This window comes from Halomonas sp. FeN2 (assembly GCF_020595105.1).
GTDB classification, from domain to species: Bacteria; Pseudomonadota; Gammaproteobacteria; order Pseudomonadales; family Halomonadaceae; genus Vreelandella; species Vreelandella neptunia.
In genome coordinates, this window is record NZ_CP074200.1 from 4,567,727 (window position 1) to 4,588,463 (window position 20,737).

Here is a 20,737-nt window from a genome sequence, read left to right on the forward strand (position 1 = left end):
GTGGCTGATCGCCATCTCCTGAACACTGATAGGGGCTTAAGTGGCATCTTTGAATCGCTGCTGAAGGGGAGAGAGGGTTGGCGCTGGGGGTGGCAGCGCATTGAGTTTCAAGCTGACGTTTAGTTGGTCGTTATCGGTAATGACGCCTTCCCACCAGACTTGCTGGCTGTCATCAAGCAGCGGGTGCCAAACGCGCACACGATGCTCACCTGATGGCAGCTCAGGCAGGGTAAGTACGCCTTCGGCGCCCGTTTTCGCCGAGTAGGGGGCGTCGCTAACAACAATAAAAGCCTGCATGTGATCGTGAATATTGCATCCTAAAACGACAATGCCGGATTGGTCGAAGTGAACCGGTGGCGGCGTTTCTTGCAGGTAGAGATTTAAATCAAAGGTTTTGGCCGGTGAAAAAGAGTAGACGTGATGACGGGTTGTGTCTTGGTTGGGAAATGCCACATGGCTGCCGGTAGGAACGGTTAGTACTTTGGGGTGGAAGGCTGCATCACGCTGAAAGATGCTCTCTTCTTGGGGAGGGTTGCTCGCCTCCGAAGTATAGTAAATCTCAACCACTGCGTTCTCAAGCGGTTGGCCATCAGCACTGCTTATGGTTATTTGCGCAGCGTTAACGTTGGGGGCAAGCAGGGTGATTACTGCCAGTGCCAATAGCGGGGCTGCGTATGCATTGATAAACCCGCTAAAAGGGCGACGTCGTAGTGTTGGCTTTGGCATTGAGGTTGGCATCCCGCATTAAGCTGGCAAAGTGTTTACCATAATAGTGAATGGATTGTGCAGGAAAGTCATGCGTTTGGCTTAACGATAAGCCAACACTATTGCTTTTACTTTTACTAAATGCGGGCGTTGGCGATCAGGTTAGCTGGTACCGATGAGATAGGATGCGAGGCGTTTAGGGCAATGTTGGCTGGCGCCAGGTATCCCGCCAGGCGCGCATGACCCGCTCCGGGTACCAGGTTTCGCCCAGGCTGCCATTGTAGCGGGCTAGCGCGCGGGTAAAGTCGCCGTTCTCGATAGCGAGGTAATGCGCCAAAATGGTACATCCATAGCGCAGGTTGCGCGGCGGATAGGTTAAGTCATCAATCGGCAGCCCAAGTTCGCTGACCCAAAACGGCATGATTTGCATCAAGCCAACGGCGCCTGCTGAGGAGATAGCCTCGGCTTTAAAGGCGCTCTCCACCTGAATCAAAGCTAACACTAACTCTGGCGGTAAGCCTGCCAGCCTGGCCTCTTGGTAGATACGCGTGAGCAGTGTCTGGCGCTGTACGGCATCATCAATAAAACGCGCTAGCGGCGTGTCCATACGCTCACGCCACTGACGCGCTGCCCACTGCTGTTGAGCCGTTTGATGCTGCTGATTGGCAGACTCAAGGGTAGGGCGCAGGGTTTGAGGCAGCGGCTGAGCCGCTACTGGGCTTGTCGCTACAAGCCCGGCGCCGCTCAGCAAGACTCCGCAAAGCGTTGCTACCTTAACTGCTCGCTTTCTCACGCAAAAAGTCGATGATTTGATCAGCAGGCACCATGGTGGCTTCGCTATCTCGGCGACCTTTATACTCCAGCTCACCGTTGTCCAGGCCGCGGTCGCCGATCACCAGGCGATGAGGAACGCCCATCAGTTCCAAATCGGCAAACTTAACGCCGGGCCGGGTGTCGCGGTCATCCAGCAAGACGTCTAAGCCAGCGGCGGTGAGCGCTTGGTAAAGACGTTCAGACTCTTCGCGAACACGCTGGGATTTGTGTGCATTCATCGGCACCAGTGCCACCTGGAAGGGCGCAATAGCGTTGGGCCAGATAATGCCGGATTCGTCGTGGTTCTGCTCAATGGCGGCGGCGACCACGCGGGTCACGCCGATGCCGTAGCAACCCATCCAAGGATGGCTGGTTTTACCGTTGTCGCCCAGCACATTGGCGTTCATGGCCTGGGAGTACTTTTGGCCAAGCTGGAAGACGTGACCCACCTCGATGCCACGCTTGATAGAGAGCGTGCCGTGGCCATCAGGAGAGGGGTCGCCTTCCACCACATTGCGCAGGTCGGCTACCTCGGGCAGGGCCACATCACGCTCCCAGTTAATGCCGAAATAGTGTTTGCCTTCAATATTGGCACCCGCGCCAAAGTCGCTCATCAGGGCAACGCTGCGGTCGGCAATAATGGGCATATCAAGGTTCACCGGGCCAAGCGAGCCAAAGCCTGCGCCGGCTGCTGCGCGAATTTCCTCTTCGCTGCCCATGGTCAGCGGGGCCGCCACTTGGGGAAGGTTCTCAGCTTTTACCTCGTTCAGCTCATGATCGCCGCGCACCAATAGGGCAATCAGGCCGCCTTCGGCGGCACGTACGATGAGGGTCTTGACCGTTTTCTCGATCGGCAGATCAAACTGCTCAACCAGGGCGGCAATAGTTTTGGCGTTAGGCGTATCTACCAGGTGCATCTCTTGGGTAGGCGCTTCGCGCTGTATGTTGCTGCCCAGGGGAGCAGGCAAGGCTTCGGCCTTTTCCATGTTTGCGGCGTAGTCGGAAGAGTTGGAAAAGACGATGTCGTCTTCGCCAGACTCGGCCAGCACGTGGAATTCGTGAGAGCCGGTACCGCCAATAGAACCGTTGTCGGCGATCACCGGGCGGAAGTCGAGGCCCAGGCGCGTGAAAATGCGTGTGTAAGCGTCGTACATATCCTGGTAGGTCTGCTTCAGCGAGTCTTCATCCAGGTGGAAGGAGTAAGCGTCCTTCATGATGAACTCGCGGGAGCGCATTACCCCAAAGCGTGGGCGAATCTCGTCACGGAACTTGGTCTGAATCTGGTAGAAATTGACCGGCAGCTGTTTGTAGCTGGCGATCTCTTTACGCACCAGATCGGTAATCACTTCTTCGTGGGTCGGGCCAACGCAGTAGTCGCGGTCGTGGCGATCTTTTAGGCGTAATAGCTCAGGGCCGTACTGTTCCCAACGGCCAGACTCCTGCCAAAGCTCAGCAGGCTGCACGGCGGGCATCAGTACCTCTTGAGCACCGGCGCGGTTCATCTCTTCGCGCACAATGGCTTCCACTTTGCGCAGGGTACGCAGGCCAAGGGGCAGCCAGGTGTAAAGGCCAGAGGTTAAGCGGCGAATCATCCCGGCACGGAGCATTAGCTGGTGGCTAATGACTTCGGCGTCAGCCGGGGTTTCTTTGAGAGTGGCAATCAGTAATTGGCTGGCGCGCATGGGCGTGAGCATTCCTTAAGTTTTGAAAACAGGTTTTTGAAAACTGGATTCTTGAAAAAAGTGCTGGGAAGCGTTGAATGGGAACATTGTACGGCCTAGCGGTTAAAGCGGCAAAATAGTGCTCATGTTCAAATGATCTATGCTTTTGGATGGCTGTGCTAAACTAATCGAGTTTTATGGCGCGATAGTCGGCAAAAATGAAAGCGCAATACACTATATCGACTATCGTTACTTTTTTGTTTGAGGGAACCTTCATGCATCAAGCAGTTCGTCGCTGGTTGACTGGCGCCGTGGTTGGCGTTTCCATCGTGTCGTTGAGTGGTTGTGGTACGCTTTTTCACCCTGAGCGTAAAGGGCAATTGAGCGGTGATATTGACCCGGTAATTGCTGTCGCCAACGGGGTCGGTTTGCTGTTTTTTATTGTACCCGGAGTGATTGCCTACGCCGTGGATTTCTCTAATGGCACCATCTATTTGCCGGGCCGCAACAGCGCCTCAGTAGATGTTCACCACTTAGACGACGCTATGGATGTAGCTTCTCTGGAAAAATTGCTTTCTGAAACAGCCGGTCAGCCGGTGAGCTTAGAGAGCGAGTTGGTCATGATTGAAGAGATGAGCAACTTGGATGAAGCGCTGGCTATGGTGCGCATGTCGGGCGTGTTAGACCAAGAGAAACTCTCGGCGATGTAACGTTCGCTATTGACCGTTAAAACCCAGCCAGGCATTACACTTGGCTGGGTTTTTTCATGTGGTACAAGTTTAAGCATACTGGGCAGGGTTGGGTACGCTGGGAAAGCGCGGCGGATGCGCTTCCATGTAGGCATGGCAGGCGCGCAGAACGCGGGCATCATCATATTTGCCTCCTGCTAGCTGAAAACCTACCGGCAATCCTTTATCGGTAAATCCGCAGGGCACCGAGGCGGCGGGCTGCTGGCTAAGGTTGAAAGGATAGCTAAATGGAGCCCACTCCTCCCAGTCCCGCATGTCGCTGCCGGGGGGGACTTCCTGGTTTATTTCAAACGGCGGTATCGCCACCGAGGGTGTCATTAGCAGGTGGTACTCTTGGTTAAAGTGCTCCAGGCGCTGGGTTAACTCTGCACGGTCTGCCAAGGCACGGAACAGCTCAACGGCTTTCCAGGGTTCGGCCTCACGGGCATTGGCCACCATGCCGGGATCCAGCAGCGTACGCTGGTGATCATCCATTTGTGACCACTGCTCTAAAGAGGCGGTAAACCAAAGCTTGCGGAAGGTATCCAGCGGTGACGAAAAGCCGGGATGTACTTCGACGATCTCAGCGCCCAACGCCTCCAGTCTGCCGGCTGCTTCTCTCACGCGTTCGGCAACCTGTGGATCTACTTTGGCGTAGCCAAGATCAGCCGAGTAGCCAATCCGTAGTCCGGTTAAACATTTATCCAAATCCATCCCCCAGCACTCGGGCTGCCCGCGGGTGGCGTAAGGGTCACGGTAGTCGTAGCGGCCTATCACATTGAGCATGCTGACCGCATCCCGCACGGTGCGCGTTAACGGCCCCAGGTGCGATAGGCTGGGCTCTTTAGCCGGTGGCCATTGGGGCGTCCAGCCAAATGTGGGTTTGAAGCCAAAGACACCGGTGAACGCCGCGGGGATACGTATGGAACCGCCTGAGTCGCCGCCCTGGTGCAGCACACCCATATTGAGCGCGGCGGCCGCAGCGGCCCCGCCGGAAGAGCCGCCGGGGGTTAACCGCGTATCCCAGGGGTTGGCCGTGGCGCCAAAGACGCGGTTATCGGTCACGGCTTTCCAGCCAAATTCGGGCGTGTTGGTTTTGCCTAGCAGGATAGCGCCCGCTTCACGCAGCATGCGTGCGGGAGGCGCATCGGTGTCGCATAATGCTTTAGAAGAGGTTAGCGAGCCTTCCCGGCAGGGCATGCCCGCCACTTGGGTCAGGTCTTTAAGCGATACCGGCACCCCGTCGATGGGGCTTAGCGGCTTGCCTTGCCCCCAGCGCCGTGCCGAGGCTTTGGCCGCCGATTCTGCGCCTTCAGCATCTACATATACATAGGCGTTAACGTCTGGGTTGAAGCGCTCGATTCGCTCAAGAGCGGCACGAGTCGCTTCTAGCGGGGAGGCCTCTCGGCTTTCAAACAAGTGAGCTAGGGTCTGGGCATCTAAACTGCCGAGATCGGTATCGCTCATTGCACACTCCTTACGTAGGCTGGGGCTTGGGTAAAGGAGTTTAAGCGTAGGCAAGCATTACCGGGCGTGCAAAAACCGCTGCATCGTAGGCTGACTCTTTGTATCCACTGTTCAGAAGGCTTGCGCGCGTAGCCAAGCTATTTCATCGGCCCATATCTCGGGTTCTATAGTCTCCAGGATCATGGGAATAGCGTTTATCCGTGGTTCCTGCATGATAGCGGTAAAGGCGGGCAGGCCGATGTTGCCTTTGCCCAGGCTATGGTGGCGATCTACGCGGCTGGCAAGGTTGCTTTTGGCATCGTTTAAATGCATGCCGCGCAGATACTCAAAGCCCACCACGCTGCCTAGCTCATCGAGCGTTGATTGGGTGGCCTCTGTCGTACGTAAATCATAGCCCGCCGCAAAGGCGTGGCAGGTGTCAATGCACACTCCCACGCGAGTTTTGTCGTCCACGTGGGCAATGATTTCGGCCAAATGTTCAAAGCGCCAGCCCAGGTTAGTGCCTTGGCCAGCGGTATTTTCAATCACCGCCGTAACGCCCTGAGTATGCGTTAGCGCTTCGTTAACGGATTCAGCAATACGCTTTAAGCAGTCGCTTTCGCTGATTTTGTTCAAATGGCTGCCAGGGTGGAAATTAAGCAGCGTCAGTCCCAGCTGCTCGCAGCGCTGCATCTCGTCCAGAAAGGCATCCCGGGATTTGCTTAGGCCTTCCTGCTCGGGGTGGCCGAGGTTAATCAGATAGCTGTCGTGGGGCAAAATCTGTTCAGGGGCAAAATTATGCTCGGAGCAGGCGTTGCGAAAGGCTTGAATGGCCTCATCGGTGAGCGGTTTACCTTTCCATTGACGCTGATTTTTGGTGAATAGCGCAAACGCATCCGCACCAATTTCCACCGCTCGCTGCACGGCTTGGTCTGCGCCGCCCGCGGCGCTCACGTGTGCTCCTAGGTACTTCACGGTGGACTCCTTGTCAGTGTTTGAACGTATCACGCGTTACTGGTCAATGGCTGTCTAAAAAACGTTTGAACGCGGCGGGTTCATCAGTGATGACACTGCCGATACCCCACTCCCAGCGGCTATGGAAAGCGCTGGGGTCATTGGCGGTATAGCACAATATTTGATAGCCATCGCGCTGTATAGCGTCGGCTTGGGCGCGCTTCAAACGCGGCCAGTGGGGGTGCACGCTAAACGCCTCAATGGCCTCGCACTGCTCACGCCAGCTTTTGGGCACGCTTCCGAACAGTACGCCCAGAGCAAGCCGCTCTTTGCTGGCAAATTGACGGCAGTGGCCAAGAGCAGCGGCATTGAAGGAGGAGATTATCAAGCGCTCGGGGGGGAGAGTGTCGAGCATCTCCGGTAGCGCGCGTTCCACCAGCGCGATGGGGTCGCGGCCTTTATTGACCTTGATTTCCATATTGACGCCCATTTCCAGCTCGTTAAGCAGTGCCAACATTTCGCTGAGGCTAGGCATCTTCTCACCTGCAAAACGATCGTCAAACCACCCCCCGGCATCCAGGGTTTGCGCCTTGGCCCAGCTCATGGAGGCGAGTCCGCCCCGTCCGTTTGAGCAGCGCGCTACATCGCCGTCGTGCCAGATCACTGGGGTGCCATCACCCAGTAGCTGCACATCCAGCTCTACCCATGTGGCTCCCGCTTCATGAGCGGCGTGCACCGCAGCTAGGGTGTTTTCAGGGGCAGCGGCGGAGTAGCCGCGGTGAGCAATCAGCGCAGGGAGTTGAATAGCGGGATGCGTCATGACAAATCTCTAAGCCTTAGACGATAAAGAAGCGCTAATACTAGCATGGGCGCATGACAGCAGGATTGCATTGCCTTGCGTTCTAATGGGTAAAAATACGCTAGCGTGCTAGCTTGATTTAAACGCCGCGACGCGCTTGTATAGCAGCACCTGTTGCCATGCTTAGCATTATTCAGAGATGGCGTCTCAACCGAATAATTAGCAAATTACACAAGAAGGAGTCCTAATGTCTCAGCGTATTCAGTTTGCCCGCACCGGCGGTTCTGAGGTACTTGAACTGGTCGACGTTACCCCTGCTGAACCTGGTCAGGGTGAAGTGCGTGTTGCCAATAAAGCCGTTGGCCTTAATTTTATCGACATCTATTTTCGTACCGGGCTCTATCCAGCCCCTTCCATGCCTTCTGGCCTAGGCACCGAAGGTGCAGGTGTGGTCGATGCGGTTGGCGAAGGGGTCACACATCTTAACGTTGGCGATCGCGTGGCCTATGCCCAAGGCCCGTTGGGCGCCTATGCAGAGCTGCATGTGCTGCCAGCGGCTAAAGTGGTCAAACTCCCCGACTTCGTTGATTTCGAAACCGCAGCGGCGAGTATGCTCAAAGGCCTTACCGTGCAGTATCTGCTGCGCCAAACCTATGAACTACAAGGTGGCGAAACCATTCTGTTTCACGCCGCAGCGGGCGGGGTAGGTTCGATTGCCTGCCAGTGGGCGAAGTCGTTAGGCGTTAAGCTGATCGGCACAGTCAGTTCTCAGGAAAAAGCGGATCTAGCCATGGCCAACGGCGCCTGGGCGACGATTAATTACAGCGAAGAGAACGTGGTGGATCGCGTACGCGAGCTTACCAACGGCGACATGTGCGATGTGGTGTACGACTCGGTGGGTAAAGACACCTGGGAAATGTCACTGGATTGCCTAAAGCCCCGTGGGCTGATGGTAAGCTTTGGCAACGCTTCTGGCCCGGTGGATGGCGTCAATATCGGTATCCTTAACCAGAAGGGCGCGCTTTACGTTACCCGTCCCAGCCTCAATGGCTACGCCGACACCCGCGAGCGTTTTGAGAAGATGTGCGAAGAGTTTTTCGCCATGATTGAAAGCGGTAAGGTCAAGATCGATATCGCCAACCGCTACCCACTTGCCGAAGCGGGCAAAGCACAAGACGCGCTACAAAGCCGCAAAACCACCGGGTCTACTATTCTTTTACCGTAGCGAGTTCACTTTAGCCGACGATAGAGCTTTGAGAGGAGGAGCAGAGTTCAACCTAAAGCGGTGGCTTTCATCAGGCTAGGGGGAGATTCCGGTAGGGGCAGGATCGTATCATAAGGCCCTCCGGGCTTGGTTTTTCCACCTGTATTCGCCTGTGAGCAAGATATGAGCCCATCCGAGTGGCGAGATATGCGCCAGGAGTTCAGGTGTGTAGTCCATTCCCGCCGCCGGGAAGAACTGGTCATCGCTAGAGGCCGTAATGCCGCCTCCTCAGAGCTGGGCCATGGGCAGGTCTGATTGGGCTTTGACCATCATGGCTAGGGCGCGTTTGATCGCGTCGCTTTCCACGTGCCAACCGGACAAGCGCGAGAGTTGGAAGAAGTTATGTGTGTTGGTTGCCTCGGCCATCTTGCTCAGGCCGAGGTTCAACCCCTCGGCCAGCAATACATTCAGCAATCCTACGCTATCCTTGCAGAGCGAGCCGGTGCGCAGTTGTGTGAAGGCGTCCGTGAAGCCGGTTTCGTCATCGACTTCCTGTAAAAGGTAGGTAATGCGAGCGGCAGGCAGACGGCCATAGAGGTCGAGCACCAATTCGACAGCTTCCTTTGGCACCGCTGAACTTAGCCGGTCAATCTTGAGCACGCTATTTTCAATGACTTTCGAGTTGGACAGTTCGCACGGTCTAATGATGACCACCATGCTCGCAGGCTTCACTCAGTTCGAACGCGATGCTCATCGTGCAAGAATGGGGTTCGCTCTCCGCCGACGGGGGAGAGCGGTTGTTTTGTTATTTGGCGTGCTTTGCGGCAGGTTTGGCAGCCTCAGACGTTGATGCCGCCTCCTTGCTCCAGATGCCCGGTTCAACACGATCCTGAAGTTCCGGGAAGCTGGCAATATCAAATTCCGGCTCACCGGTTCGCCGTTGTGCGATGTAATCGGTGGTGAGTTTCCTGACGGTGCCCGAAAGCAACAGGATGACAACCAGGTTGATTGTTGCAAGTATTCCCATGATCGCGTCCGCCATGTTGAACACCAGGGTAACCGTCTGGAGGGATCCCCAGAACGTTGCCGCCAGCAACACTGCTTTCAGCATTGTCTGCACCACTGCGTTGCTGCCGAAAACGATCGAGATTGCGTTTTCAGTAAAAGAGTATATCCCCATAATAGTAGTGAACGCGAAGAACAGTACGGCAATGGCAAGGAAATAGCTTCCGGCACCGCCAATATGCGCGCTGAGAGCGGCTTGGGTTAACTCGATCCCTTTGAGAGTGGAATCGGAGCCCATCACACCGGACGTCAGGATCAAGATCGCGGTCGCTGTGCAGATCACGATGGTGTCGATGAAGACGCTTAGCGCTTGAACGAACCCCTGCGCAACTGGGTGGTGCGGGTTCGGCGTGGCCGATGCAGCGATATGCGGCACGGTGCCCATACCCGCTTCGTTGGAAAACAAACCGCGTTGTACGCCATTCAGCATTGCCGCGAAAACACCGCCCGCGGCACCGCCTGCGGCTTCCTGCCAGCCAAAAGCGCTGGCGAAGATCGTACCGATGACGTCCGGTACCTCGGTGATGTTGATCGCCATGACAACCAGTGCAATAAAAACATATGCGGCGGCCATGAACGGCACGATGACTTCGGCGACAGAGGCAATTCTGGAAATACCGCCATGGATCACCACACCGATCAAAATGCTCACCACAGCCCCGGTCATCCAGGTGGGGAAATTAAAGGCTCCATTCATGGCTCCGGCGATAGAGTTGGACTGAACGGAAGCAAAAACCAGCCCGGCGATGGCAAAAAGAACCGCGAACACAGTGCCGAGCCAGGGGAGTTTCAAACCTCTGGCGATATAGAACTCGGGGCCTCCGCGAATGCTGCCGTCTTCAGTACGGGCCTTGTACAACTGCGCCAGCGTGCTTTCCGAAAAGGCCGTGGCCATGCCCAGAAGTGCGACGAGCCACATCCAGAATATGGCACCCGGCCCTCCATAAAAAAGCGCAATGGCCACCCCTACGATGTTCCCGGTTCCAACACGCGAAGCTAGGCTGATTGTCAGTGCCTGAAATGGCGAGATACTGCCGATTTCACGCTCTCCCGAGGCGGAGATAGTCCTGATCATCTCCCTGACATGTCGAAACTGGATGAACCCGAGTTTGAAAGTAAGGTACAGGCCTGCAGCCAGAAGGCCATACGTCAGAACGTATAACCATAGATACTCGTTGATAGTGTTGACGATCGTTTCCATTTTCTCGCTGACCTTATTATTATTTCGGATGGGTTATTCGACGGAACAACCCAATCTTCAGGTGGGTTTTAGGTTTCATTCCTGCGACAGAAATTATCCCTGTTGGCCATCTGCAGTGACCTGTTGGGCTTGAGTTCACGGAGATAAGTTAAGCCAGCGTTCGGCCATTTGTGTGCATAGTTGAGACTGACGCTTAAAATCTTCGATGGTGAAGTTGAGCATCCTTTTGCTGATCATTTCACCGTTTTCGTCGACCCTATCGGCGACCACCTTTGCCAAATTCTTCACTTCTTCCACGGTCAGTTCCGGGTGAAACTGCACGCCATAGCAGTGTTTGCCGACGCGATAAGCCTGATTTGTAAGATTGTCCCCGGTCAGCAGTAAGTCGGCGCCTTGCGGCAGTTGAAAGCGATCCTCGTGCAGTTCGTAGAAGCGTGATCTTTCGGGAACCACCGAGAAGACAGGGTCGTCCTTGGCGGCCTGCGTCGACTGCAAATCGGTGAACGCGATCTCCCAACCATCATTGGACTCGTTCTCGGTGCCCATTGATCGCGCCAGGAGCTGCGCGCCCAGGCAAATGCCGAAGATCGGTTTCTGCGACGTGCGAAATTCCTCTATGATCTCGAGCACGTGGGGCAAGAACGGGTTGGTCTCGTCGTCGAACCCGTTAGCCCTGCCGCCAAGTACAACCAATCCGTAGTATCCCTTGGCGTCGATCGGCGAGAACGTTTGCCCTTCATAGACTAGCAGCGTCTCAAGCTCTGCCCCGGCCTTTTCCAGAGAAGCCCCGAAGTGACCACTCGGCGCGTATAGATCGTTCTGAACGACCAGTATCTTTTTCACAGCTCATCCTCATTTTGGCAGCCAAAAGCGACTTTTGTTGTTAAAAAGATGATAATTGTCATATAAAGATTCTGTCAAGGGATGCTTTGCGGGTACTGCGTGATCGAGATGGGAAGCAATTTCACTTTATTCGGTCGCTTTTCCGGGGCGCGGTCGCGGGCGCGATGCCGAGACTGCGGCGCAGAAGAAACCACAGCACTGTTTACAGGAAACATGTTGTGTACTTTGTCCGCAGGGGGCAGGGTTCGACAGTCACGGGACGCACACGGTAATCCACCCGAAAAACCAGGGTGCTCAAAAGTAGAATTTTCCGTAAGCTAAACGCAGGTAGGTTCTGCATGAAAAAAATCACGCTTTTCCCACAGCCAAATCATGGCGATCCTGAAGCAAGCCAAGAGCGGAGTGCCGGTGCCTGAGCTCTGCCATGAACACGGCATGAGCAGTGCTAGTCTTTATAAGTGGCGAGCCAAATTCGGCGGCATAGATACCTCTATGATCAAGCGTATGAAAGAGCTTGAAGATGAAAATCGGCGTTTGAAAAAAATGTACGCCGAAGAGCGTCTCAAGTCCGAACTGCGTAAGGAAGCCCTTGAGGGAAAGTGGTAAAGCCATCTCTCCGCCGTGAGATGGCGCAAAAAGCGGTAGCGCATGTCCGTTGTAGCATTCGCCTGGCTTGCGTCACCTTCAGCGTCAGCGAGTCCTGCTATCGCTACCTAGGCAAGCTCAACTCTGAAAACGCCGAGATTGCCGACCTGCTGGTGCGATTGACCCATCACCAGCGCAACTGGGGCTTTGGCCTATGTTTCTGTATCTGCGCAACGTGAGGGGCTATCCCTGGAACTACAAACGCGTTTACCGAATTTATCGGGAGCTGGAGCTGAACATGCAAGCCCCGCAAGCGGCTGATACGTGAAAAGCCCGAGCCGCTGGTAGTGCCCAAGGTCATCAACGCCAGTTTGACCATGGATTTCAAGCCTGACCAGCTAGAAGCTGGACGTAGTTACCGGCTATTCAATGTGATCGATGATTACAACCGGGAAGGCCTGGGCATTGAGTGGATCTGTCTTTACCCTCTGAGCGGGTAATGCGAGCACTGGATCAGATCATCGAGTAGCGTGGAAAACCTGCCCAGATTCGCTGTGACAACGGTTCAGAATACATGAGTGCTGCCCGGGCTGAGCAACAGGGTATTACCTTGGTCTTTATCCAGCCCGGCAACCCGCAGCAGGTGAGTATATCGAGCGCTACAATCGAACTGTGCGCTACGACTGGCTGGCCCACTACCTGTTCCACTCCCTTGAGGACGTTCAGGAATATGCAACGCAGTGGCTATGGACTTACAATAACGAACGACCCAACATGGCCCTCGGAGGCATTACTCCTCAACAGAAACTGGCCATGGCGGCCTGAACTCTATTCTTGAAGCCCTCTTAAAATGGGGGGATTACCTTACAAGCAACAGCAATGGCCAAGAGAAAAGAACAGATTTTGTCAACTCAAAAAACGCGAAAACCCGTGCAGGAACGAGGCATCAAGCGCCGCAGTGAGATCCTTTCTGCGGCGGTTCAGATCATTTCAGAGACCGGCACTACCGGCGCAACCGCTCACAAGATTGCAGAGCGGGCTAACCTACCGGCATCTTCGGTCTATCAGTATTTTCCGAAACCAGAGATGATTTTTGAGGTGTTGGCAGAACAGCGTGCATCGGACATGATAGAACACCTGAAGAAAGAATTTGCCGGCAGGGATTTCGACAACTGGTGGCAGATGTACGAGATTGTTGCAAAAGCTACTTGTGAATTTTACAGGGACGATCCGGTTAACGCCCGTCTCTTTTTGGGGATGGATGCTGCGATTATCGTGCGGCTTGGCGCAGCCTCCCGTCTGACCCGGTTCGCCGAATGGTTCTGTGAGGAACTGGAAAGCAGATTCATCGTCACCGACCTCCGTGGAATGCGTGAGCCTCTGGCGATTTCGGTGAATGTCTTTGACGCCGCCCTGTCGCGGAGTATTTCTCTATACGGCGAAATCCGGCCGCAATATTTTGATGAGGCCAAAGAGGCCGTATTCGGCTATCTCAATGCTCGAATAGAACCCAACGTGAAGAAAAGAGTTGTGAAGGCTACATAGGGCTCTCGATTGTTTTGCGCCCGTGCTGACAACTGGAACGGGGCTCTCTTGGCCGGAATTCATACGACTCATGACCAGGGCAGCCAGGTTTGAAAACCAGACAACACCGAACGTCTGCATAGCGTCAGCGCATACTGTCTTTACCTCGGCGACTACTGACTTGGCGAGAAAGGCCTCTTTCATGATGGGTTCGTGCTCTGATTTTTCGGTCAGTTGAAGCGAGCGGAAGCTGCTTTCCAAGTTCCCTGGTTTTTCTTCATAACGCTCAAATATGCACGCTCGATCCAGCTGGGCCGAGCTTCGAGTTGGGCAGCCCGCACGGCCGTATGATGGCCACCATGCTCGCATCGCCCAGTTTGAACGCGGCCTGCTCAACGTGCGCGTAAAATCCGGCCTTGCCGCTGTGCGGGCGCGAGGAAAGAAACTCGGGCGGTAACCGGATCAACGCCCGAAATCAGATAAACTCGTACCTAAGGTGATCTAGGCCGTTGCCGAAGGCAAGTCATACCGATGGATTGCCTGCGATCTCAGCATTTCCAAAATACCGTATCAGAAATCGTGAAACGGAACCGACAGACCGCCTTATGATACGATGCTCCCCCTACTGAATCTACACTAGGCCAGGAAGTGCCCTGTACCTCGAAGTCTGCACGGATCGCTATAAGATAGTTGATGCTCGCAGTATTGTTGATTACAAAAGTAAGCGCTTTTATTAGCCCGTTTTACCCTTCATTACACTATCGCTATGAAGCTCGGCTTTGCCGAGCTTTTTTACCTTTTGGCTAAGTGTTTATAGGCTTGGTATATGCAGGGTCTATACCTCTGTATAGTAAACGTCTAATGTGCAGAAGAAATAGCCATGTTAGAGCGTGGCGTGCATCGATCGCGTGGTGAACTTTCAAATGCCTGCAAGGGAGTGGGAAAAGGATGTCGGCTGAGGACATAAGTGTTGAGGGCTCAAGCGCTGAGGGCTCCGGTATTGAAAACGTTAATATTGAAGCATTGGATCTTGGCGGGTTAACGCTTACACCTAGCACACTGGTGTTTATCGTACTTGGGCTAACGCTCGCTGCGTTTATCTGGGGCCGCTTTCGCTATGACTTAGTGGCGCTGGCGGCGTTGCTGGGTTCGGTCATGCTGGGGCTTGTGCCGGCCGAAAGCGCTTTTGCCGGTTTTGGCCACCCGGCGGTGATTACCGTAGCCGCTGTATTGGTGCTTAGCCGAGGGTTTGAGCGCTCGGGCGTGGTGGATATTATTGCCAATCAAGTGCTCAAGGTGGGGGAGAACCTGTTGCTCCAACTCCTGGTGCTGGTGGGTACAATTGTTTTGTTGTCGGGCATTATGAATAACGTGGGCGCCCTGGCACTGCTACTACCGGTAGCTATGCGGCTTGCCCGCGAACACAACACCTCGCCTTCCTTACTGCTTATGCCGCTGGCGTTCGGCTCTTTACTCGGCGGCCTGACAACGTTAATTGGCACCCCACCCAATATCATTATTTCCAGTTATCGCCGAGAGGTGACGGACGAAGCATTTAGTATGTTTAGCTTCTCGCCTGTCGGCATCTTGGTTGCGCTGGCGGGTCTGGCCTTTATTGTTCTGGTGGGCTGGCGCTTGACGCCCAAGCGTAGCGGCCAGGCCTCTACGGATGAAATGTTCGATACCGCCAACTATTTAGTCGAATTGAAAGTAGGCGAAGAGTCGAAAGCTAAAGGCCTAACGCTACAGCAGCTGCGCGACGAGCTGGACGAAACCATTCCCGTGTTAGCAGTGGTGCGCGATGACAACCGCCGGGCGGGGTATAACTTCCACGGCGCCTTGGAAGAGGGGGATATTCTGCTATTAGAAGCAGGGCCTGATGAACTCCAAATGCTGGAAGACAAAGTGGGGCTTAGCGCGATTGCTGAGCTGGATGAAGAGGCCGAAGCAGATTCAGAAGTGGAAGACGCTGAGCATCCAGCCAGTAACAAAGAGGCAGATAAGGCTAAAAACAAAGACGCTGCCCAGGATCAACAACGCGTGGATACCGAAGGCCTGCAGTTGATCGAGGCCGTGGTGCGCAATGACTCTATGATGATTAACCGCAGCGTGCGAGAGCTACGTTTAAACCACCAATTTGGGCTGCACTTGGTGGCCGTCGCCCGGGATGGCGGGCGCTTGAAGCAGCGGCTACGGGATATCCGCTTTAAGAACGGCGACGTTTTGCTGTTGCAGGGCAGTGAAAATGAAATCTCTGACAGCTTGGCCTCGCTGGGCTGCCTACCCCTGGCTAGCCGCGAGTTGCACCTGGGGCAGCCGCGCAAGCTTGCCGTGTCGATTGCCATTTTTGCTTTGGCGATTATGGCCATGCTGTTTGACCTACTTCCGGCCGCAGTGGCCATGAGCACTGCAGCACTGATTTCGCTGCTGATTGGCGTGTTACCGTTACGCGAAGGGTATCAAGCGATTGATGGCCCGGTGATCGTGCTGCTAGCGGCGATGATACCCGTGGGTGAAGCATTAGAAACCAGCGGTGGTGCGGATTTGATTGCTAACGCGCTGCTCAGCTTTGGCAGCGATTGGCCGGTGGTCGTCACTATGGTGGGTCTGTTTTTACTCTCTATGCTGCTATCCAACGTGGTCAACAATGCGGCGGCTGCACTGCTGATGGCACCGATTGCGGTGAGCTTAGCCAATGGCTTTGATGTGTCTCTCGACCCGTTCTTGATGGTGGTGGCTGTCAGCGCTTCCTGTGCGTTTTTAACCCCTATTGGTCACCAATCCAATACGCTGGTGTTAGGGCCTGGCGGCTACCGCTTTGGCGACTATTGGAAACTGGGCCTGCCGCTTTCACTGGTGGTACTGATTGTGGCCATGCCCATGATTCTTTTGGTGTGGCCGCTATGATGTGAAATAAACGCTCGGTCTGTCGGTTTGGCACCTGCCGAATTGTTTGAAGAGTGCTATTAGATTTCGAAAATTTTGCTAAATTATGTTCAGATATCAATAAAAATCGAACAGGCCGGGCTTATGAATCAACAATTTCGTCAGGATGCCATTGTCGAGCTGGTTCGTCAGCACGGCTATATGAGTATCGAGCAGCTCACCGATCATTTTGCCGTGACGCCACAAACCATCCGTCGTGATTTGAACACCCTGGCGGATGAAGGTCGGGTTCGGCGGGTGCATGGCGGGGTGGGAATAGAGTCGAGTACGGTGAATACCGCCTACAGCACGCGCAAGACGCTCCATCTGGAAGAGAAGGAGCGCATTGCGCGCTGTCTAGCCCAACACATCCCTAACCACTCCTCACTGTTTATTAATATCGGCACCAGCAACGAAGTGATTGCTCAAGCGTTGTTAGAGCACCAGGGCCTTGAGATCATTACCAATAATCTTAACGTGGCCGCCATACTGCAGCATAAAGAGGATTTTACCGTCATTATCGCGGGTGGTCAGGTGCGCTCCAGGGACGGCGGCATCATCGGTGAAGCCACTATCGACTTCATCAATCAGTTCAAAGTGGACTACGGCATTATCGGCATCAGTGGTATCGATGAAGATGGCTCACTGCTGGAATTTGACTATCAGGAAGTGCGCGTTGCTCAGGCGATTATCGCCAATTCGCGGCGCATCTATTTGGCGGCGGACTACTCTAAGTTTCATCGTAATCCGGTCGTACGGCAAGGTAATCTGGAACAGCTGGATGCGCTATTTACGGATCGCAAACCCCCAGAAGCGATTCAGCGTTTGCTGACGCAACACGATGTGGCGCTCTACATTGCATAATGAGGTAGTTTCAGCCTTGAGCATTTTGGGCGGCTAGAGTAGCCTTGGATGATAATAAAACGAAAGTAAATATACAAAATCGAAAGACAATACAACAAAGCGAACTCGATATGTCCTCTTTTATACTCGCCATTGATCAAGGTACCACCAGCTCCCGCGCCATTCTGTTTGACCGCCAAGGGCAGGTGGCCGCTGTTGCCCAGCAAGAATTCGCTCAGCACTTTCCCCACGACGGCTGGATTGAGCACAACCCTGAAGACATTTGGGAAACAGTCGTGGCCACCTGCCGGGACGTAATGCGCAACGCTGATATCTCCGCTGACCAAATCGATGGTATCGGTATTACCAATCAGCGGGAAACCACTATTCTGTGGGATCGGAAAACGGGCAAACCACTCTATAACGCCATCGTTTGGCAGGATCGCCGCACCTCGGATCTGTGTCAGTCGCTGCGCGATAAAGGGCACACCGATGTCGTCCAAGCTAAAACAGGCCTGTTGATTGACCCCTACTTTTCAGCCACCAAGCTTGGTTGGATACTGGATAACGTTGAGGGCGCTCGGGAGCGCGCTGAGCAGGGTGAGCTGGCGTTTGGAACGGTAGATAGTTTCTTAATCTGGCGGCTTACCGGTGGCCAGCAGCATGTGACCGATGCCACCAATGCTTCACGCACGGCGCTGTTTAATATCCATACCCAGGAGTGGGATGAAGAGCTGCTGACGCTGTTTAATATTCCCGCCAATTTATTGCCCGAAGTAAAAGACTCTAGCGATGATTTTGGCACCACCGAAGCGCACTGGCTGGGCGCCTCACTGCCGATTGCTGGGGTAGCAGGGGATCAACAGGCGGCGCTGGTGGGGCAGGCGTGCTTTCAACCGGGAATGGGTAAAAGCACCTACGGCACCGGCTGTTTTATGATTGTGAATACCGGAGAAACGCCGTCGCTGTCGCGCAATCGTCTATTGACCACCATTGGCTACCGGCTTAACGGCAAGCCAACCTACGCCATGGAGGGCAGTATTTTCGTGGCGGGGGCAACGGTGCAGTGGTTGCGTGACGGCTTGAACCTGTTTGCCGACGCATCAGAGACTGAAGCCTTGGCCCAGGAGACCCGCAGCGGCCACAGCGTTTATCTGGTACCCGCCTTTACCGGCTTGGGCGCTCCACACTGGGATCCCAAAGCGCGTGGCGCTATTTTTGGGTTAACCCGCGATACGGGCATCGCCGAAATAGTCGCCGCTGGCTTGCAGGCGGTGTGCTATCAAACCCGCGATTTGCAGCACTGTATGAACGACGACATGGAGGCCCCTCCGGGCACTCTTCGCGTCGACGGCGGCATGGTAAAGAACAGCTGGGTGATGCAGTTTCTTGCCGATATGCTGGGTGTCCAGGTAGATCGTCCCACCATTCTGGAAACTACCGCCCTGGGAGCGGCTTACTTGGCTGGGCTGCGTCTAGGCTGGTATCAAACTCTGGAAGAGATCGAGCAGCTGTGGCGCTGCGAGAAGAGCTTTCTGCCTGAGATGGAGGAGTCCACCCGCGAGGAGCTCTATCAGGGATGGTTGGATGCCGTTTCGCGTGTGCGCTCTAGCTAGATAAGGATTAGTAGCCGACGTTTAATTACTATTTTGATTTAACCACGCTAAAGCCCCCTCATTTAGATGAGGGGGCTTTTTTGTTTAATCTCTGAATATGTTAAACCACAGATGAAGAAGTAGGCGGCAGCGCAGTATCGCGGTTCTGCTCAAAATAGTGGTTAAAACGCTCGTCAGCGTCGTCGCCAAATAGCACGCGGCACGCCTCTTTTAAGCCTGTGGATTGGCGCAGTTGCTCGTGAGGTACCACTAGAGAGACTTTGGCACGACGGCGCAGGAAATCCTCAAGCTGGGTGATCATCTCATGGTCGCGGGCATGCTCGATCTCACAGCGAATGTACTCAGTGCCTTCAATTAAAATTTCGCCCTGAGCGGGATCCTGACGAATTTTCTCAAGCATCTGGATAGCCTGGTCGGCATAGCGCCGCCACAACCGAGTAGAGAGCAACTCCGATGACGTAGAGGCGGTCATGGCATCCAGGTTCATACGCTTTGCTTGATCCATAAACTGCTGTTTCACGGGTTTCGGCGGTTCCCCATACCACTGAAAGTCTGGGTCTGACAGGGAAACGCCCAGGCGGCTCATCTCTTCGGCAATTTCATCGCCCACGTTCAAACAATCGGTAAGCTTGCCGCCAAAGATGCTGATATGGGAACTCTCAGCATTGGTATCGACTACGTGTTTGCGAGAGAGCTGTAAAAAATCGCGATCATTGCCCTGATTGTCTTTGATGGCTAACGGTCGTACGCCGCAGCGCGTTGAGATAATGTCGTCCTGGGTGAGCGGTTTATCTAAAGTGAGTCGCTTATTGATATTTTCCAGCACGAAGGCGATATCGTCAGCGGTAACGTCTACCTCAGGGTGCTCCATATGGGTATCGGTAGTGCCGATACAGGTGCGATTACCCATGGGTATGACAAAAAACAGCCTGCCATCGTCGGCAAAAAATGCCAGCACCCGCTGAGAGTCGGTTAGCTGCGGAACGATGAGGTGAATGCCCTTGGAGTAGAGGTGATGATGGGTGGTTTTCTGACCGGTCAGCTCGTTATGCTGATCTACCCAGGGGCCTGCGGCGTTGATCAGCACTTTGGCACGGATGTCGAAGGTGTTGCCATCCATCACGTTGCGTGCTTTGGTCACCCATAGGTCGCCGTCACGCTCAGCGCCGAGGGACTCTACGTAGTTGGCGGCAATTGCCCCGTAGTTAAGCGCATGGCGCACAAAGTTGAAAACAAACCGTGCGTCGTTGTCGTGGAGGTAGGCGTCGGAGTATTCGAAGCCTCCTACAGCGCCCTCAACATCAATAATGGGCTCTTGCTGCTTAATCTTGTTCGGCGAGAGCAGGCGCGGCAGTTTGGTAAAGCCGTTGCCCATCAGCCAGTAAAGCCAGGTGCCCGCCCACAGGTAGCGTGGTGAGTGGCGGAAACCTTTCGAAATAGTGGTCAGGAAACGAATCTCCTGCACGGTGGAGGGGTAACTCTTTATTAAGTGATTGCGGCTTTTGCACAGTTTGCGAACCAGCGCAAAATCCTTGCTTTCCATGTACTTAATGCCTCCCCATACTAAGTTGGAGGAGTGCATGCTGGTGCTGCCAGCGAAGTCGCCGCGATCAATCAACGCGACTTTGGCTCCTTTACCCGCCAGCGCCGCCGCAGTGGCCGCGCCATTAATGCCGCCCCCGATAATCAGGGCATCAAAGGTCTCGGTAGGTAATTTTTCGATATTTCGATTTCGCAGTTTCATAGCGGATCCAATTAACAAATAAATAGCCCTATTGCAGTGGGTGTTTTCTCTTGTGCTATGGCCTGCCGCCAATGAAACCCT

The 20,737-nt window shown here is 54.4% G+C and carries 18 protein-coding genes and 3 pseudogenes; 10 read left to right on the plus strand and 11 right to left on the minus strand.

Translation table 11 applies throughout. The annotated features are described in order from the left end of the window. Positions 1-36: 36 nt before the first annotated feature. The 3 genes from KF947_RS20995 to KF947_RS21005 all read right to left on the minus strand — a co-directional run bounded on the left by KF947_RS20995 (position 37) and on the right by KF947_RS21005 (position 3,200). Positions 37-726, minus strand: a complete 690-nt coding sequence (locus KF947_RS20995; RefSeq protein WP_133730616.1) for a carboxypeptidase regulatory-like domain-containing protein — start codon at positions 724-726, stop codon at positions 37-39. 175 nt (positions 727-901) lie between these two features. Then, positions 902-1,498: a transglycosylase SLT domain-containing protein gene (locus tag KF947_RS21000; protein WP_413614114.1), complete on the minus strand. Its 597-nt coding sequence runs from the start codon at positions 1,496-1,498 to the stop codon at positions 902-904. Continuing rightward, positions 1,479-3,200 (minus strand): proline--tRNA ligase, encoded by a 1,722-nt coding sequence (locus KF947_RS21005; protein ID WP_227405001.1) that lies wholly within the window; start codon positions 3,198-3,200, stop codon positions 1,479-1,481. The genes KF947_RS21000 and KF947_RS21005 overlap by 20 nt, the downstream gene beginning before the upstream one ends. A 254-nt stretch (positions 3,201-3,454) precedes the next feature. Here KF947_RS21005 and KF947_RS21010 point away from each other — a divergent pair, with 254 nt between their 5' ends. Then, positions 3,455-3,889, plus strand: a complete 435-nt coding sequence (locus tag KF947_RS21010; RefSeq protein WP_088701638.1) for a hypothetical protein — start codon at positions 3,455-3,457, stop codon at positions 3,887-3,889. Positions 3,890-3,958: 69 nt separating this feature from the next. On the opposite strand, the gene KF947_RS21015 is transcribed toward KF947_RS21010, so the two are convergent. The 3 genes from KF947_RS21015 to KF947_RS21025 all read right to left on the minus strand — a co-directional run bounded on the left by KF947_RS21015 (position 3,959) and on the right by KF947_RS21025 (position 7,127). Then, positions 3,959-5,374: an amidase gene (locus KF947_RS21015; protein WP_227405002.1), complete on the minus strand. Its 1,416-nt coding sequence runs from the start codon at positions 5,372-5,374 to the stop codon at positions 3,959-3,961. Between the two features lie 111 nt (positions 5,375-5,485). Then, positions 5,486-6,328, minus strand: coding sequence for a deoxyribonuclease IV (gene nfo / locus KF947_RS21020; RefSeq protein WP_227405003.1), 843 nt, complete (start codon positions 6,326-6,328; stop codon positions 5,486-5,488). Between the two features lie 43 nt (positions 6,329-6,371). Further along, positions 6,372-7,127 (minus strand): glycerophosphodiester phosphodiesterase family protein, encoded by a 756-nt coding sequence (locus KF947_RS21025; RefSeq protein WP_227405004.1) that lies wholly within the window; start codon positions 7,125-7,127, stop codon positions 6,372-6,374. Between the two features lie 226 nt (positions 7,128-7,353). Here KF947_RS21025 and KF947_RS21030 point away from each other — a divergent pair, with 226 nt between their 5' ends. Continuing rightward, positions 7,354-8,331 carry an NADPH:quinone reductase gene (locus KF947_RS21030; RefSeq protein ID WP_227405005.1) on the plus strand — a complete coding sequence of 326 codons (978 nt, stop codon included), beginning with the start codon at positions 7,354-7,356 and terminating at the stop codon, positions 8,329-8,331. 108 nt (positions 8,332-8,439) lie between these two features. Here the strand turns inward: KF947_RS21030 and KF947_RS22260 are convergent, their stop codons facing one another. The 4 genes and pseudogenes from KF947_RS22260 to KF947_RS21050 all read right to left on the minus strand — a co-directional run bounded on the left by KF947_RS22260 (position 8,440) and on the right by KF947_RS21050 (position 11,419). Further along, a complete protein-coding gene (locus KF947_RS22260; protein WP_133730622.1) occupies positions 8,440-8,547 on the minus strand; it encodes a Tn3 family transposase in 108 nt (35 codons plus the stop codon). Between the two features lie 54 nt (positions 8,548-8,601). Further along, positions 8,602-8,982, minus strand: a pseudogene (locus KF947_RS21040) (Tn3 family transposase); the annotation flags it as partial. A 133-nt stretch (positions 8,983-9,115) separates the two neighbouring features. Beyond that, positions 9,116-10,576: an alanine/glycine:cation symporter family protein gene (locus KF947_RS21045; protein WP_227405006.1), complete on the minus strand. Its 1,461-nt coding sequence runs from the start codon at positions 10,574-10,576 to the stop codon at positions 9,116-9,118. A 135-nt stretch (positions 10,577-10,711) separates the two neighbouring features. Beyond that, positions 10,712-11,419, minus strand: a complete 708-nt coding sequence (locus tag KF947_RS21050) for a type 1 glutamine amidotransferase (protein ID WP_133730624.1) — start codon at positions 11,417-11,419, stop codon at positions 10,712-10,714. 354 nt (positions 11,420-11,773) lie between these two features. Between KF947_RS21050 and KF947_RS22265 the strand changes: the two are divergent. From KF947_RS22265 to glpK, 8 genes and pseudogenes are all read left to right on the plus strand, one after another. Next, a pseudogene (locus tag KF947_RS22265) lies at positions 11,774-12,025 on the plus strand (transposase); the annotation flags it as partial. After that, entirely contained in the window at positions 12,019-12,243 is a 225-nt protein-coding gene (locus KF947_RS22270) for a hypothetical protein (protein WP_413614115.1), read from the plus strand. The pseudogene KF947_RS22265 and the gene KF947_RS22270, both read left to right, overlap by 7 nt. Positions 12,244-12,351: 108 nt before the next feature. Further along, positions 12,352-12,504, plus strand: a complete 153-nt coding sequence (locus KF947_RS22275; protein WP_413614116.1) for a hypothetical protein — start codon at positions 12,352-12,354, stop codon at positions 12,502-12,504. 139 nt (positions 12,505-12,643) lie between these two features. Further along, positions 12,644-12,829, plus strand: a pseudogene (locus tag KF947_RS22280) (integrase core domain-containing protein); the annotation flags it as partial. Between the two features lie 54 nt (positions 12,830-12,883). Further along, positions 12,884-13,549: a TetR/AcrR family transcriptional regulator gene (locus KF947_RS21060; protein WP_133730625.1), complete on the plus strand. Its 666-nt coding sequence runs from the start codon at positions 12,884-12,886 to the stop codon at positions 13,547-13,549. A gap of 927 nt (positions 13,550-14,476) precedes the next feature. After that, positions 14,477-16,435, plus strand: coding sequence for an SLC13 family permease (locus KF947_RS21065; protein WP_133730626.1), 1,959 nt, complete (start codon positions 14,477-14,479; stop codon positions 16,433-16,435). A 123-nt stretch (positions 16,436-16,558) separates the two neighbouring features. After that, positions 16,559-17,317 (plus strand): DeoR/GlpR family transcriptional regulator, encoded by a 759-nt coding sequence (locus KF947_RS21070; RefSeq protein WP_133730627.1) that lies wholly within the window; start codon positions 16,559-16,561, stop codon positions 17,315-17,317. Between the two features lie 110 nt (positions 17,318-17,427). After that, entirely contained in the window at positions 17,428-18,912 is a 1,485-nt protein-coding gene (gene glpK / locus KF947_RS21075) for a glycerol kinase GlpK (RefSeq protein ID WP_133730628.1), read from the plus strand. 100 nt (positions 18,913-19,012) lie between these two features. Here the strand turns inward: glpK and KF947_RS21080 are convergent, their stop codons facing one another. After that, complete coding sequence (locus KF947_RS21080; RefSeq protein ID WP_133730629.1) at positions 19,013-20,656, minus strand: glycerol-3-phosphate dehydrogenase/oxidase; 1,644 nt, start codon at positions 20,654-20,656, stop codon at positions 19,013-19,015. Positions 20,657-20,737: the final 81 nt, after the last annotated feature.